The sequence below is a fragment of the Microbispora sp. H13382 genome (assembly GCF_014161445.1).
In the GTDB taxonomy this organism is placed as follows: Bacteria; Actinomycetota; Actinomycetes; order Streptosporangiales; family Streptosporangiaceae; genus Microbispora.
Genome location: NZ_JABBXA010000009.1, coordinates 78209 through 93185, shown reverse-complemented (window position 1 = coordinate 93185; position 14977 = coordinate 78209). Strand labels below are relative to the sequence as shown.

At 69.6% G+C, this 14977-nt stretch carries 15 protein-coding genes; 4 read left to right on the top strand and 11 right to left on the bottom strand.

Annotated features, from left to right (window positions below):
- Nucleotides 1–189 precede the first annotated feature (189 nt).
- Complete coding sequence (locus HHX41_RS19555; protein ID WP_259401128.1) at nt 190–1548, top strand: cellulose binding domain-containing protein; 1359 nt, start codon at nt 190–192, stop codon at nt 1546–1548.
- Between the two features lie 116 nt (nt 1549–1664).
- Here HHX41_RS19555 and HHX41_RS19550 read toward each other — a convergent pair whose 3' ends face one another.
- The 6 genes from HHX41_RS19550 to HHX41_RS19525 form a co-directional block, all read right to left on the bottom strand.
- Nucleotides 1665–2696, bottom strand: a complete 1032-nt coding sequence (locus HHX41_RS19550; RefSeq protein ID WP_182907129.1) for an alpha/beta hydrolase — start codon at nt 2694–2696, stop codon at nt 1665–1667.
- On the bottom strand, nt 2693–3853 hold the full coding sequence (locus tag HHX41_RS19545) for a glycoside hydrolase family 68 protein (protein WP_182907128.1): 1161 nt from the start codon (nt 3851–3853) through the stop codon (nt 2693–2695). The genes HHX41_RS19550 and HHX41_RS19545 overlap by 4 nt, the downstream gene beginning before the upstream one ends.
- A gap of 157 nt (nt 3854–4010) precedes the next feature.
- Nucleotides 4011–4943 carry an ROK family protein gene (locus HHX41_RS19540; RefSeq protein ID WP_182907127.1) on the bottom strand — a complete coding sequence of 311 codons (933 nt, stop codon included), beginning with the start codon at nt 4941–4943 and terminating at the stop codon, nt 4011–4013.
- Nucleotides 4944–4948: 5 nt separating this feature from the next.
- Nucleotides 4949–5773 carry a carbohydrate ABC transporter permease gene (locus HHX41_RS19535; protein WP_182907126.1) on the bottom strand — a complete coding sequence of 275 codons (825 nt, stop codon included), beginning with the start codon at nt 5771–5773 and terminating at the stop codon, nt 4949–4951.
- Entirely contained in the window at nt 5770–6738 is a 969-nt protein-coding gene (locus tag HHX41_RS19530; protein ID WP_182907125.1) for a carbohydrate ABC transporter permease, read from the bottom strand. Before HHX41_RS19530 ends, HHX41_RS19535 begins: the two co-directional genes overlap by 4 nt.
- A gap of 6 nt (nt 6739–6744) precedes the next feature.
- Nucleotides 6745–8100 carry an ABC transporter substrate-binding protein gene (locus HHX41_RS19525; RefSeq protein WP_182907124.1) on the bottom strand — a complete coding sequence of 452 codons (1356 nt, stop codon included), beginning with the start codon at nt 8098–8100 and terminating at the stop codon, nt 6745–6747.
- 142 nt (nt 8101–8242) lie between these two features.
- Here HHX41_RS19525 and HHX41_RS19520 point away from each other — a divergent pair, with 142 nt between their 5' ends.
- Nucleotides 8243–9304, top strand: a complete 1062-nt coding sequence (locus HHX41_RS19520) for a LacI family DNA-binding transcriptional regulator (RefSeq protein ID WP_182907123.1) — start codon at nt 8243–8245, stop codon at nt 9302–9304.
- 75 nt (nt 9305–9379) lie between these two features.
- On the opposite strand, the gene HHX41_RS19515 is transcribed toward HHX41_RS19520, so the two are convergent.
- From HHX41_RS19515 to HHX41_RS19505, 3 genes are all read right to left on the bottom strand, one after another.
- Nucleotides 9380–10498, bottom strand: a complete 1119-nt coding sequence (locus HHX41_RS19515) for a hypothetical protein (RefSeq protein ID WP_182907122.1) — start codon at nt 10496–10498, stop codon at nt 9380–9382.
- Between the two features lie 50 nt (nt 10499–10548).
- Nucleotides 10549–11028 (bottom strand): SigE family RNA polymerase sigma factor, encoded by a 480-nt coding sequence (locus tag HHX41_RS19510; RefSeq protein ID WP_182907121.1) that lies wholly within the window; start codon nt 11026–11028, stop codon nt 10549–10551.
- A gap of 173 nt (nt 11029–11201) precedes the next feature.
- Nucleotides 11202–12014, bottom strand: a complete 813-nt coding sequence (locus HHX41_RS19505) for a GNAT family N-acetyltransferase (protein WP_220504245.1) — start codon at nt 12012–12014, stop codon at nt 11202–11204.
- Nucleotides 12015–12240: 226 nt separating this feature from the next.
- Between HHX41_RS19505 and HHX41_RS19500 the strand changes: the two genes are divergently transcribed.
- On the top strand, nt 12241–12747 hold the full coding sequence (locus HHX41_RS19500) for a hypothetical protein (protein ID WP_220504244.1): 507 nt from the start codon (nt 12241–12243) through the stop codon (nt 12745–12747).
- A gap of 52 nt (nt 12748–12799) precedes the next feature.
- Here HHX41_RS19500 and HHX41_RS19495 read toward each other — a convergent pair whose 3' ends face one another.
- Nucleotides 12800–13531, bottom strand: a complete 732-nt coding sequence (locus tag HHX41_RS19495) for a LysR family substrate-binding domain-containing protein (protein WP_310742070.1) — start codon at nt 13529–13531, stop codon at nt 12800–12802.
- Nucleotides 13532–13586: 55 nt separating this feature from the next.
- On the opposite strand from HHX41_RS19495, the gene HHX41_RS19490 reads away from it, so the two are divergent.
- Complete coding sequence (locus tag HHX41_RS19490; RefSeq protein ID WP_182907120.1) at nt 13587–13958, top strand: DUF5997 family protein; 372 nt, start codon at nt 13587–13589, stop codon at nt 13956–13958.
- Between the two features lie 110 nt (nt 13959–14068).
- Here HHX41_RS19490 and HHX41_RS19485 read toward each other — a convergent pair whose 3' ends face one another.
- Nucleotides 14069–14590: a hypothetical protein gene (locus HHX41_RS19485; RefSeq protein ID WP_220504243.1), complete on the bottom strand. Its 522-nt coding sequence runs from the start codon at nt 14588–14590 to the stop codon at nt 14069–14071.
- Nucleotides 14591–14977 lie beyond the last annotated feature (387 nt).

The following is a 14977-nucleotide window of genomic DNA, read 5'->3' as shown; positions in this document are numbered from 1 at the left end:
ACGATGGTCGGTCGCCGCGCAGCTCCGGATCGACTGACGGTGGGCTCACTTAGCGTTCGAATCCGTCCGGGGAGGCCGCTCGGCCGGCATGCACACGCCGGCCGCGGACGCTCCGCCTGGTGAAGGAAAACAAGTGACTTCCCTACCGACGCATGTCGATTTTCGAACGACAAAGGGAGTTGTGTGAAGTTGAGACAGAGATCCATCTTCGCCTCTGTCGCGGCCGCCGCGCTTCTCGTCCTGGCTACGGGACGCATGGCACTGAGCGACAGTCTCGGCGCGACCACGCCGTCCTCGGCCGTCGCCGTCGCGGCGGCGACCGCCGGCTGCGGCAAGACCCCGACGTTGAGAAGCGGCTCACAGACGATCACGACCAGCGGCAAGAGCCGCAGCTGGATCCTGAGGATTCCCGACAACTACGACAACAACCGCCCCTACCGGTTGATCTTCGCGTACCACTGGTTGAACGGCACCGCCCAGATCGTCGACACGGGCGGATCGGACGGATCTGTTTGGGCCTACTACGGGCTCAAGCAACTGTCGAACAACAGCACGATCTTCATCGCACCCCAGGGCATCAACAACGGCTGGGGCAACTCCAACGGTGAAGACCTGACCTTCACCGACGACGTGCTGAGGCTCGTCGAGAGCAACCTGTGTGTCGACACGACGCAGCGCTTCGCCATGGGGTGGAGCTACGGCGGTGCGATGAGCTTCGCGGTCGCGTGTGCCCGTCCGACGATCTTCCGTGCGGTCGCGGTCTACTCCGGCGCGCAACTCAGCGGGTGCAACGGCGGCACTCAGCCGGTCGCGTACATGGGCATTCACGGCACCCATGACTCGGTGCTCAACATCTCCCAGGGACGGTCGCTACGTGACAGGTTCGTCACGAACAACGGCTGCACCCCCACGACCCCCCGGGAGCCCGCGCAGGGCAGCCTGACGCACATCATCACCGCCTACTCGGGGTGCCGGGCCGGCTACCCGGTCGTGTGGGCGGCGTTCGACGGAGACCACACCCCCTCTCCGAACGACGGATCCACCTCCACCAGCGGTGCCAGGACCTGGACATCGGGAGAGGTGTGGAAGTTCTTCACCCAGTTCCAGTCCGATTCGTCTCCTTCTCCCTCACCTTCGCCTTCCGCGTCTCCGTCGTCGTCCCCGTCGTCGTCGCCTTCCGCGTCGCCTTCCGCGTCGCCTTCCCCGTCGCCGTCGCCCAGCGGCGGATCGGGCGCCTGTCGCGTCAGCGCCACCGTCAACGCGTGGAACAACGGCCTGACCGAGCAGATCGCCATCACCAACACCGGGTCCTCCGCCCTCAACGGCTGGTCTCTGACCTTCACCCTCCCGAGCGGGCAGACCATCACCAACGGATGGAACGCCACCTACTCGCCCGCCAGCGGACAGGTCACGGCGAAGAACGTCAGCTACAACGGCTCGCTGGCGCCCGGAGGCTCCACCGAGATCGGCTTCCAGGCCACCCACACCGGTAACGCGGGCAAGCCCACCGCGTTCGCCCTCAACGGAAACCCCTGCACCATCGCCTGATCGACGAGAATCACCGGGGGTGGCGCCCGACCGGACGCCACCCCCGGGCCGTCGGCTCAGCTCCTACACGCGACCTCCGGGCAGCGCGACCGCCGCCTGGAGGTCTCACGATCCGCCTACTCTCCGCCGGGGGTCGTCAGGCCGGCGGGGCAGCGGGCCAGAGCGTCGAGCATGCCCTGGCGGAACGCGCGCATCGACGGCACGGTCGTGTGGTGGTCGAAGTCGGCGCCGTGGTACATGCCGGGCTCGACGGCGAGGTCGACCGGTACGCCGGCCGCCCTGAGCCGTTCGGCGTAGCGCAGGTTCTCCGGGTGGAACAGGTCGAGGTCGCCGACGCCGATCCACGCGGGCGGCAGGCCACGCAGATCCTCCCGGCGGCCCGCCGCGGCGTAGGGGCGGGGTTCGGCGACGCGCGGCCCGCAGCCGAGATAGCAGGTCCAGGCGTACGTGTTGGAGCGCGGCGTCCACCCGATCCTGCCGCGTCCACGATGGTCGCGCACCAGGGCCGTTCGGTCGTCCAACATGGGATACAGGAGCATCTGGAACGCCACCGGAAGCCCCTGATCGTGCGCCTTCTGCACGACCGAGGCCGCCAGTCCGCCGCCGGCGCTCGCTCCTCCCACGGCGACGCGCGCGCCGTCCACACCGAGCGCGGGTGCGGCGTCGTGCAGCCAGCGCAACGTGGCGAAGCAGTCGTCGAACCCTGCGGGGAAAGGGTGCTCCGGGGCGAGCCGGTATCGTGCGCTCACCACCATGATCCGCAGGTCACGGGCGATGCGGCTGCACAGTTCGTGGTCGCTCTCGGGGTGGCCGACGATCGTGCCGCCCCCGTGGATCCACAGCAGCGCCCCGCCGGGGCGCCGGCGGCCCGGCGACTCGTACACGTAGGCGTCCCGTCCGCCGGGGACGTCGTGCCGCGTGACCGCCACCCCCGTGACCGGCTGCGTCGTGTGGCGCGAGAGCCGCCGGGCGAGGGCCAGGCTCAGCTTGCCGATAATCGGGCGCGGCAGCCACAGCGCCGGTGTCCTCAGGGCCGGCGTCCTCAGGTCCGGCGCGACGGCCGAGAGTGTGTGGTGACGACGCGCCGCGGCGGCCGCGACGGCGGCCGCCGCGAGCACTCCCGCCGCCGCGCCGCGCGACGTGCTCAACGCCCTGCTCCCGTGGACACGGGAACGACCACAGAGGTGGCGTCCTCGTGCAGGGTGAGTTCGAGAACGGGCGCGATCGTCCCGCCGAAGGCGGCCCTCGCCTCGGCGGGCTCGGCCGTCCACGGATCCGGCCCTCCGGTGGAGCGGTAGTTGAGGAAGCTCACGACCTTCAGGTCGGGCAGGACCAGCCAGGCGTACGCCTGGTCGGGCTCCTCCACCGGGTTGCGCAGCACGAGCCCCGAGCCGTTGAGCGGCGTGTACGGCCCGGTGAGGCCGGGGGCGACGAAGCCGTAGAGCCCTGAGGGCGCGCTTCCCGGCGGGTGGAACGAGTGACGATGCGTGCAGAAGAAGAGGTAGTACGACGACCGGTGCACCACGATGTGCGGCCGTTCGATCTCGTGGTTGACTCCGTCGGCCACGAGGAGGGGCGGCCGCAGCGACCAGCCGCCCGGTGTCGCGGCGGCGAGGGCCACCGCGCCCATGAAGGCGTGGTCCGCGTCGGCGGACGCCGCGACGGACGCGGCGACGAGCAGGTACTCACGCCCGTCGGCGGGGTCGCGGAACCAGCCGGGATCGCGGAATGCCTTGATCCGCCCGGGCCCTCCCTCGACCTCGTCGGCCGGCAGGTACGTCACGCCGTCCGAGCGGAGCACCTCCCGGTGCTCGGCGGCCTGGTCCAGCTGGATCCGGCCGTCATCGGTCACCAGCCGGGCGCGGGCCTCGACGACCGTCTGGGCGAACGTCGGGCGGGCCTCCCCCCGCCGGCCCGCCGCCGTGTAGAACACCGACACCGTGCCGTCCGGTCTGCGGACCGCCGATCCCGACCATTCGCGGCTGCCCGGCGAGGCTCCGTCGGCGAAGGCGTGGCCGAGGTCCGTCCAGCCGTCGGCATCCCTGGCGAGCAGCCGGAGGCGGGCGCGGTCGTGACGCTCCTCGGGGTGGCCGAGGGCGGGCGCGGAAAGGGCGATCCACAGCTCGCGGCCCCGCACCACGGACGTCGAGCCGTCCTCCTCCTGGATCGGCCACAGATCCCAGATGTCGTCGTGAGGCAGCACACGCGGCGGCGCAGGAAGGCCGATCACCGGTGCCGTCGTCGCCGCACCTCCGGCCGGTGCGGCGAGGTGCCGCCGCGTCCAGCGCGCGGGCTCGCCGTTCACGCGGTCCCCCCGTCACGTCGCCGTCCGCCGGCGAGGGCCTCGTACGCGCCGGACCGGGTCTCCGGTCCGGGCGTGCCGCCTCGCCGCCCCCATGGAGCCATTCGAAGAACCTCCAACTCGATCGCGCGGGGCGTTTCCCGGCGCGTCACAGAAAGCGTCATCGGAAACGGGGTGAACTCGGCGCGGGCCCCGCCGCGCGCGCGAGTTCCACGGCTCCGGCCACTCCCGAGCGGTCGCCGAGGGAGGGGCCGACGACGTACTCGTCCATGGCCGCCTGGCCGACGGGCACCGGCGCCCCCGGGTAGCCCGCCGCGAGGGTGAGCAGCCGCGCCCGGACGGCCGGAAGCAGCGCGGGGTGCTTGGCGACGCCCCCGCCCACGACGATCCGCTCGGGCGACAGCGTGTAGGTCAGGTTCACGACGGCGAGGGCGACGTACTCGGCCTCGAGTTCCCAGGCCGAGGGGTCGTCCAGGTGCTCGGCGGGACGCCCCCATCGCCGGCGCATCGCCTCACCCGACGCGAGCCCTTCGAGGCAGTCGCCGTGGAAGGGACAGCTCCCCGTGAACGGGTCCCTGACCGGGTCGCGGGGGATGCGGATGTGGCCGAACTCAGGGTGCAGAAGTCCGTGCAGGAGGCCGTGCACGAGCCCGTCGTTCACCACCGCTCCCACGCCGACGCCGGTGCCCACGGTCATGTACGCGAACGTGCCGAGCCCCATGCCCGCTCCCCGCCGCCATTCCCCCAGCGCCGCGGCGTTGACGTCCGTGTCCAGACGGACGGGTACGCCCAGCGCGGCGCGGAAAGGGGAGACGACGTCGGCGTTCGCCCAGCCCGGCTTGGGCGTGGCCAGGATGCGGCCGTACGTCGGCGAGCCCGGCCGCACGTCCACCGGGCCGAAGGTGCCGACGCCGAGCGCGGCGAGCGGCCGATGGCCTTCGAAGAACCGCACCGCCGCGCGGATCGTCGTCTCCGGCGTGGTCGTGGGGATCACTTCGGTCGCGAGAAGGCCTCCCTCGACGTCGGCGACCGCGCACACCCACTTCGTCCCGCCCGCCTCTATTCCCCCGTAGAACGGGGCGGCTCCGTCCACGTGCGTCACCCCTTCAGGGAACCCTGCAGCAGAGCCGTGACGAAGCGGCGCTGGAAGATGAGGAAGATCACGAGCGTGGGGGTCAGGATCAGCAGCGACCCCGCGCACAGCAGCGGCATGTCGGTTCCCCACTGGCCCTGGAAGGCGCCCAGGGCGCCGGACATCGTCCGTTTCAGCGGGTCGTCGACGAGGACGATCGCCAGGAGGAACTGGTTCCAGGTCCACAGGAACAGCAGGATGGCCAGGGACGACAGCGCCGGCATGGCCAGCGGGACGTGGATGCGCCAGAAGAGCTGCCACACGTTCGCGCCGTCCATCCGCGCGCTCTCCGACAGCGCGTCGGGCATGTTGACGAAGTGCGCCCGCATCCAGAAGACCGCGAACGGCATGTACAACCCGATGAGCGGCAGGATGATGGCCCACCTGGTGTTCAGCAGTCCCATGTCGCGCACCTGGTAGTACAGCGGCGTGATGATGCCCTCGAATGGCAGCGTCAGCCCGAGCACGAACAGCAGGAACACCGCGTTCCGTCCCGCCATCCGCAGGTGGCCGATGGCGAAACCGGCCAGCGTCCCGAGGAGCAGCGCCACGGGAACCACGCCGAGCACGATGAGCGTGCTCGACTTCACCAGCTCGATCATCCGGGCGGCCTCGAACGCCCTGACGAAGTTGCCCCACTGCGGGTCGCGCGGCCACTCCAGGCCCGAGGGGTAGCTGCCGGACGGGTGCAGGGCGGTGACGAACAGGCTGAGGAACGGCATGAGCGTGACCGCCATCAGCAGGACGAGCAGCAGCTTTCCGATCCACGTCTCCCGGCGTCCGACGATCATGAGGACCTGTCCTTGGTGAGCCACTGGATGGGAAGGGCGACGAGGATGACGAGCAGCATGAGCACGACGGCCAGTGCGGACGCCATGCCCACCTGACGCTCGGAGAAGGCCAGGTAGTAGATCTCCAGGCCAGGCACCATGGTCGCGTTGCCCGGGCCGCCCTGAGTGGAGACGTAGACGATGTCGAAGCTGGCCAGCGCCGCGATCACGGTCACCGTGACGCAGACGCCGATCTCCTGCCGCAGGCTGGGCACGGTGATCGAGACGAACTCGCGCAGCGGCCCCGCTCCGTCCATGCGGGCGGCCTCGTACAGCGCCGCGTCGATCTTGCTCATGCCGGACAGGAGAAGGATCGTGCACAGGCCGAGCAGCACCCACGCACCGATCACGCCGACCGCCGGCAGGGCCGTGGAGAAGTCGCCCAGCCAGGCGCGGGCCACCCCGCCGAGCCCGGCGTACGTCAGCAGCTGGTTGACCAGGCCGGTCGACGACATCAGCCAGCTCCAGGCGATGCCCGCGGCGACGAGCGGGATGACCTGTGGCAGGAACAGGACCGTCCGCGCCACCAGCGCGAGCCGGCTCGCGGCGATCCGGCGGATCGTCGAAGCGATCGCGAGGCCCAGCACGACCGGGATCACGCTGAAGAAGACGATCAGCTTGATCGCGTTGAGGATGGAGGCGAACAGGTCGGGGTCGGTGAACACCCTGACGTAGTTGCCCAGCCCGGCCCAGGTGGAGGGGCCGATGCCGTCCCAGCGGTACAACGAGTACTGGACGGTGAGCGCGATCGGACGCAGTACGAAGACCGCGTAGACGCCGAGTGCCGGAGCCACGAAGAGCCAGCCGACCCAACTCGGCGTGCGGAGCCCCGCCGCGTGGGCGGGGCTCCGCTTGCTCGTCACGGCTGCCGGCCCGGTGCGGGTCGCCTGGGAGTCGACCGCGCTGTCGGGAGTCGGCCGTGTCATCAGTGCTCAGCTCCCCCCGACCTGGCTCGTGTAGTCGCTCTGCACCGACTTCAGCAGCGCCTCGGGGGTCTGCTGACCGGCGACCAGCTTCTGCAGCTGGGGCGTCCAGCTCTTGGCGTAGATCGCGCCGGTCGCGTTGGCGATGAAGTCCATCGCGCCGTTGTCCTCGGCGATCTTCGCGCCTGCCGCCAGGGTGCTCGCGGTGACCGTGTCCTCCGCCACCTCCGGCATGGGGGCGTCCGCCGGGCCCATGGGGTGCGACCCGCCGACCTTCACGCCGATCTCACGCGCCTTCGGGTCGGTCGCCACCCAGTTGAGGAAGAACGCCGCGCAGTCGGCGTTCTTCGCCCTGGAGCTGATCCCGTAGGTGAGGGGCGCCGACATCGCGGCCTGCTTGCCGCCCTGCTGCGCCGGGGGCATCAGGAAGAAGCCCACGTCGCCCGGCATCTGCTTGTCGAGGTTCCCCGACTCCCAGTCGCCGTTGAACATGAACAGGCCCTCGCCCTTGACGAAGCGGCTCATCATCGTCGCGTAGTCGACGGCGTTGACGTCCTTCCAGAAGTACCCGGCCTTGATCCACTTCTCCAGGTGCCGCGTCGCCTGCAGGTTGGAGGGAGTGTCGATCGTGGCGCCCGGCTTCTGGTAGATCCACTCGTTGATCGGCCCGGAGGGACCGTACGAGGCCATGAGGTCCTGCAGCGGGAAGGCGAGACCACCGGTGGCGCCCCCGTTGAACTGGGCGATCGGGGGGATGCCCGCGCTCTTGGCCTTCGCGAGCGCGTCGTCCAGTTCGGCCAGGGTGGCCGGCGGGGACGACATGCCGATCTTGTCGGCGAGCTTCTTGTTGTAGAACACGCCGGTCATGCTGAAGTTCAGCCCCATGGCGTACAGCGACCCCTCGCCGCGGGTCTTCCCGCCGGGGCCGAGCCGCATCTGCTCCAGCTGCGACGCCGGCCAGGAGTCCCAGCCGAACGCCTTCGCGTAGCCGTCGAGGTTCTTCAGCAGGTTGTTCTTCACCAGCTCCGACACCTGCGGGAGCCGCATCAGGTCCGGCGGGTCGTCGGCGAGGACGCGCGGCGCGTTCTGGGTGATGACCGCGAACTGGTCCTCGCGGATGTTCCATTTGACGTTCGGGTACTGCTTCGAGAACTCGGTGCTGAGCTCCTTCGCCAGGGGGAAGCCGGTCTCGATATAGGCGTTCAGCGTGACCGGCGCCGTGCCGCAGGTCGGCGCGGCGGCCAGGGACGCGCCGGTGGCCTCCGGCTGAGGGGCGTCGCCGCCGGGCGCCCCGCAGCCCGCCGCCAGCGTCCCTCCCATCACGACCGCGAGCGCGGCCCCGTTCCAGCGAGTTCGACGCGACATCTGCGTCTCCTTGATTGCTCGGGGACCCGCCGGCACACACCGGACGCCCCAGGACTCAGGTTTGCTAAATCGGATTAGCAGTGCGATAGTCTCATCACACGTGTCGCGGGGTGTCAACCCCCACATCGCAGGAGGTCACTCGGTGAGCCGACGACGGGTCACGCTGGCCGACGTCGCCAAGATCGCCGGCGTCTCGCCGACCACCGCGTCGCTCGTGTTGTCCGGACGCGGCCGGGAGTTGCGCATCTCGCAGGACGTCGAGCAGCGCGTCCTCAAGGCCGCGGCCGAATTGCAGTACCGGCCGAACATCGTATCCGTAGGCCTGCGAACTGGGACAACTCGGACTATCGGCTTCATTTCCGACACGGTCGCGACGTCGCGGCTCGCCGGCGACATGATCAAAGGAGCACTCGAGGCCGCGCGGGAGCGCGGCTTCATGCTGTTCATCGGTGAGACGGAGGGCGACGCCGAGCTCGAACGCCTCCTGCTTCAGGCCATGCACGACCGTCAGGTGGACGGGATCATCCTGGCCTCGATGTACACGAGAACCATCAGGGTGCCGAAGGGCATGGCGGCCGCCCCCGCCGTCCTGCTCAACGCGCTCCCCAAACAGCCGTCACCGTTGCCCTCGGTCATCCCCGACGAGATCGAAGCCGGACGCGTCGCCGCGAAAGCTCTGCTCGACGCCGGCCATCGCGAGGGCATCCACCTGATCGGCGCCGGCCCCGGACGGCGCAACGTCCCGCCGGGTGGAAGCGTCGCGGCCGTCGAACGGCTCATCGGCATTCGCGAGGTGCTCGCCGAGGCGGGGGTCAAGCCGGCCGGCGGCCACGTCTGCCCTGACTGGCAACCGGAGTACGGCCTCGCCGCGACCCGGGCACTGCTGCAGAAGGAGCGCCCGCGGGCGTTGATCTGCTTCAACGACCGGGTCGCCCTCGGCGCCTACCAGGCGCTCGACGACTTCGGGCTCAAGGTGCCCGCCGACGTCTCCGTCGTGTCCTTCGACGACCACCCGATCGCCGCGTGGATGCGCCCCCAGCTGACGACGGTGGCCCTCCCCCACTACGAGCTCGGCCGTAAGGCCGTCGACGTGCTGTTCACGGAGATCGGTCGTGACCGTGAGGACGACGGCGGGGAGGGCGAGGTGCATCGCGTGCCGATGCCCATCCGCGTGCGGGAGTCGGTCGCATCGCCGGGCGCGTGACCGGCCCGCCGGCCGCTGCCATGCCGGTCGACGCGTCTCTGCACCGCGGCCGGGGCGGACCGCAGGTTTCCTGGGCTAACGGTCCGGGTCGTGAATGACGGCCCACTTATCACCGCGCTTGAAGTAGAGCATCTCCGTATCGGTGTAGAGGGTGGGGGATGCCTTGCGGTCGTTGTGAATCCACAGCCTGCCGGCCCGTGACGTGGCGAGATCGAAGATCACTGTGGCCTTCCGTCCCTGCTCGTCGACCTGGCTCAGGGTGACGAAGCGATCGGCCACGAGTGACCGTGGGCTGTCGCCCGGCAGGTCCAGAACCTGGCTGCCGTCGCGGCGGGTCGCCTGGTCGCCGGTGAGGCACCAGGCCACATCGCACCGCGCCTGCGCTCGATCTTCGAGCCGCTCCCCGGTGCTCAGGTTGAGCAGATTCGTCATGGCCCCCGGACCATCGGCGGGACGCCCCGCCCAGGGCCAGGAGAACAGACGCAGCCCCTTCGTGCCCGGGACGAACGACGGTTCGCCGCCCGCCACCGGAACCTGGTTGACGCCTCCCGACTTGGTCGACGACCAGAAGATCCTGCCGCCGCCGACCGCCAGGTCCACCCCGTAGATGGTGTCCCCGTTCGCCTTGTCCACATCCAGCTCGGCCGGGAACGAGACCACCGTGCGGGGAGTGCCCCCGGTCACCGGAACCGTCATGATGTGGATGTCCCGGTCCACGTACTTGAACCAGACGATCACGCCTTCGCCCACCGCCAGCGAGTCCACCGGCGCGATGGGATAGTCGATGACGGCCAGGCGCTGAAAGGTCTGCGATTCCAGGTGATAAGCCCACAATTGAGGCGCAGGATCGTAGCCCTTCTTCGACACGTACCCGAGCATGGTGCGTGGATCGATGAACAGCTTCGGCGTGAAGGCCTTCCCGTTAGGGACCTTCCGGGGGACCTCCGCGATCACCGAAGGCAGTATCTGTTCCAGCGGCGGCGCGATCTCCTCCACGATCCGTGGTTCATGAATGTGCGGCGCGGGCTTGGCCGTGATGGCGGGTGGCGGCGCGGGAGCCCGCCACGTCACGGCCGACGCCGCCCAGATCACCAGACAGGTGGCCATCGCGGTCGCCACCACCAGGCCACGGCGTCCGCGCCGGGTCTGCCCCACGGTCACCTGACGCAGCAGATCCGGCGGAGTGGCCGGCATCCGCGCCTCCGCGTCGGCGAACGTACGGCGCAGCGCCTCTTCGACGTCGTTCATCGCAGTCTCCTCAGCGGGGTGACGGTGTCGCGCAGTTTGCCGAGAGCGCGGGATGCCTGACTCCGTACGGTTCCGGGAGAAATCCCGAGGATCTCGGCGATCTCGGCGTCCGATCGGTCCTCGTAGTAGCGCAGGACCAGTACGGCCCGCTGCCTCTTGGGCAGCTTGACCAGTTCGTCCCAGAGGTCCAGCGGTGGCTCCGCCATCGGTTGCGGCTGTTCGGGCACCTCCCATGCCAGATGTTCGCGCCTGCGCCGTCTCCAGACGGAGATGTGCAGCCGGGCGATCGTGGTCCTCACGTAGCTCTCCGGGTTGTGCTTGTGCCGCACGCGCGGCCATGAGCTGCGCAGCCGTACCATCGCCTCCTGAACGAGGTCGGCGGCGTCGTGCGGGTTGCCGGTGAGCATGTAGGCGTAGCGGAACAACGCATCGATCCGATCGGCGGCGAAGTCCGCGAAATCCGGCACGTCATCCACGGGCGGGAATCCTCTCGTCCATCCCGGCTGAGACGCACCAGAACCCCGAAATGTTGCATCATCGGAAATCCGCTGAGGCGACGCTCAGCGGGGAGTCGCCCCGAGACGGCCGTGCGGGCGCCGACCAGGTGAGGCGGCGTAGATACGGCGACCGTCGTTCCTGAGGAAGCGCCTCATGCGATGGCGTACTCGGTGAACCGGCCGCAGGTTTCGAATCCGAGGCGGCGGTAGACGGGCTCACCGTCCGAAGATGCCTGCAGAACCGCGGTGCGATAGCCCTCGTCGTACGCGGTGTGCAAGGCGGCCAGGGTGATGGCGCCACCGTAGCCGCGCCGGCGTTCTGTCACGAGGGTCGCGATGTTGTAGATCCCGGCGACTCCCCCGTGGAGGAAGACCTCGGCCGAGCAGACCGGGCGGCCGCTCACGTAGCCGATGAGGTACCGGGCGGGGCAGTCGGGAGCGAGGGCCCACTCGGCGGCGTCGGTGAAGAACCGGCGCACCGTGGCGGCCGGCGGGTCCCAGTTCGCGGCCAGGACCATCGCGTAGTCGGCGAGCCGCTTCGGAGTTGTCACCAGGCGGATGTCCAGGTTGTCGGCGTGCGGCTTCGGCAGTGCCCCATGCAGGTCCTTCCACATGCCCGCCTCGGTCTCGGCCGCCTCCAGACCGGCGCCCTTCAGGAGCGAGGCGAGGCCTGGCGGTGTGGAGGCGGGGCCGACCCACCAGGAGAAGGGGCGACCGGTTGCGGCCACTGCACGGACAGTCTCCGCCACCCGCGCGGGGGCGGTGTCCGCGGTGAAACGCGCCGCCGCGACGATATTGAACGTGTCGTCGTCAAGCCCGCTGTCGGCGATCAGGAGGTCGTCCGTCTCCATGACGGTCGAGCGCTCCATGCGGCGGTGCAGGTGGCAGGCATGCTCGGCAAGGTTCTGCTCCATCCTCACCAGCAGGTCGAGATCGCCTGGAACCTGTTGTTCCGTCTCGTGCATGTGGAGCATCACATCATGCCTGTTTGTGGCGCGGACCCGATCGGGTGACGCTCGCTCATGTCGTCCTCGTCTCCGGGACGGAGCAGTGATCAGCGTTCGGGACCGCGGATGCCCTCGAGCACACGCCGCTGCCATCGCCCGCCACGACGTCGGTCACGTCGTCGGAGTCTCCAGCGCCGGGCACGGCTGGTCGACCCCAGCCGGCGTCCTCTCGGCGGCCTTCGCGATGGACGCCGAACTCGAAAAGTCCGGCGCGGCGTATCGGGCGTTGTCCATGCCCTTCTACATGGAGAACCTCCTCGGGCAACTCGATGCGATCTGCGGGCAGGGCGCGTTCTCCCTGACCTGTGCGGGTGACCTGCCGCTGGCGTCGATCGCGACGCGGGACATCGCCGGCACCGCAGCCGGCCTGCTCACGGATCTGTCCTGGACCGGGCAGGAGAACCTCCCCGTGTTCGGCCCCGACCGACTGACCCCTGACGGCATGGCCGAGGTGATCGGCCAGGAACTCGGGCGTCCGGTCGCCTACCGTCGCGTGAGCATGGACGACTACGCGTCGCTGCTCCGCGCCCGAGGCGCCGACGATCAGGCGATCAAGGACGTGACCGAGGCGTTGGCCGCACAGGACCACGGCATCTACGACGCGGACTGGGCGACCGCCAAGCCCACGTCGACAGACTTCCGCAGCTGGTGCAGGGAAGTGCTCAAGCCCGCCGCGGCCGCCCGGGCATGAGGCTTATGGCTTGGCCGAAGGGTCGCCTGTGTCGGCAGGTTAAGGGCGCAGGTCACCGAGACCTGTAGCCCCTCCTCTTACGGCCGGTCGGCACGGCCCGGCGACCGGAGCCATTCTGCGCGGGTTTCTGCGCCTGCCGCCGGGCTGGTTTCTCCGCCGCGGGGGAGTCAGGGGTACGGCCCCGCGAGCTGTTCACCGTCCGGCCGCGGACGATGCCGATGAAATCTTCCACCAGGTCGGTGGTCGCGTCCGTGGGCCAGGTCAGTGCGACCTGAGACTGCGGCGCGTCGAGCACCGGCCGGTATGTCAGATCCCTACGGTGGTAGAGGCGTGCCAGCGACTGCGGAACCAGGAGAATCCCGGTGCCGGCCGCCACCAGCTCGACCGCGTCCGCCGTTGTGGCCGGGCGGGTGAACGTGGGCCGCCCGGGGCGGACCGTCCACTCGATGGTGTCGTCCAGGGCGTGGAACACCTCGTCGTCGACGAGGTCGGCGATGGTCACCTCGTCAGCGGCGGCCACCGCGTGGTCCTTGGGCACCACGACCACCGTGGTCTCCACGTAGAGAGGAATCACGCTGAGCCCGTCGCGGTCGATCGGCAGCCTGGCGAACCCGGCGTCGGCGCCGCCGTTTCGCAGGAGTCCCACCACCTCGGCGGCGGGAACCGCGACCAGGGTGACCGGCACGTCGGGCATCCTCTCGGTCCAGGTGTTGACCCATTTCGCGGGTGTCACCCCGGGCACGTACGCCAGCCGGAACACCTTGCCGGTCTCTCCAACAGTCACTTCCTCAGGCTACCGATGTCATGGGAACCCGTTCCGACTGACTACTCTTGGCGTTATGAGCTCGCCCAAGCCGAAGACCATCCAGACGATGAAGCCCGCGACCGCGGCCAAGAAGCTGGGTGTCCTCCTCTCGGCCACTCCCGCCGAGTTCCAGGCGGGTGTCGTCTCCAGGGACGAGCTGAACGAGTTGCAGTCGACGCCGCCCGCCTGGCTCGTCGACCTGCGCCGCAACGGCCCGCATCCCAAGCAGGTCATCGCCGCGAAGCTGAAGGTCTCCATTTCCGGCCTGATCAGGGGCGGAATCACCGGACCGCTCACCACCGCTGAGATCGAGGCGCTGAAGGCGGAGAACCCGGCGTGGCTGGAGCGCGAGCGGTCCGTCCAGGCCGAGGTCCGCAAAGAGGCACTCCGTCTCAAGCAACGCTAGACAGCCGAGACTCCGCACGTCCCTGGCCCCAGACCCGTCTCCATGGCTGCCGCCCCCGCCGAGTAGCTGTTCAGCGCCTTGAAGAGGACGTACAGGTTCACGGGCCCCGGTCACCGGTCACGCAGGTACCGCCAGCCCAGCGCTCCGTACCAAATCATGATCGGCAGGTGGAGGGCGTACCCGAGCTGTTCCAGCGCCACCGTCAGCCCATCGGTCCCGGTCGTCCACGGAAGCGCGACCGCGGCCAAGCCTGAGATCGCGGCGACCGCACCGGCGATGCGGAGCCCGGTCGGCATCGGGACGCCGGCCGCTGCGGCGGCGGTGGCGGCGACCCACAGCAGCCCCGCCAGGTTGACCACCCACTTGGCGGTGAGCAGTACCGCCCAGGCCACGGTGGCGACCGCCGGGGCGGTGCGGTCGGCGGCCAACTGGGTCAGCGCCAGGTTCCCGGCGTCATGAAGCAGGCCTGCCAGCCCGGAGGCGGCCAGTAGTCCACCGGCCAGCGTCACCAGGTGCGGTCCGGGTGCCTGGGCGGAGCGAGCGGACATCACGAGCCCGGCCGCGGTCAGTGCCAGCCAGCCCAGCACGTCGAAGGCCAACTCGGTGAGATGCAGCCCGAACTGCTCACCCACCGCGGCCAGTGCAGCATCGGGGTCGGCTGAATTCAGGGTCAACCCTGATGGCACCACGATGGCCGCACCGGCGATCATGGCTATCAACGAGGTCAACAGCAGGACACCGGTAAGCCGGGTCCAAGGGTTCGAACCGGTCATGGACGGTAACGGTAGGACCTTGCCGCAGGGACAAAGTCAACATGCCGGGGAGAGGACCGCCAGATCGCCGATCTGCTGGACGCTCCTGAGGCACAGCTGCGGCAGGCCCTGACCGAGATCGTGACGGGCATCAAGCATGACATCGCCGCCCTCGCCGCCGCCGCGGCTCACGCCGAGGACCGCCTTGCCACGCCGATGTTCGATCCTGCCTCAGGAAACCACATTGGGCTCTCGCCGCCTACGCGT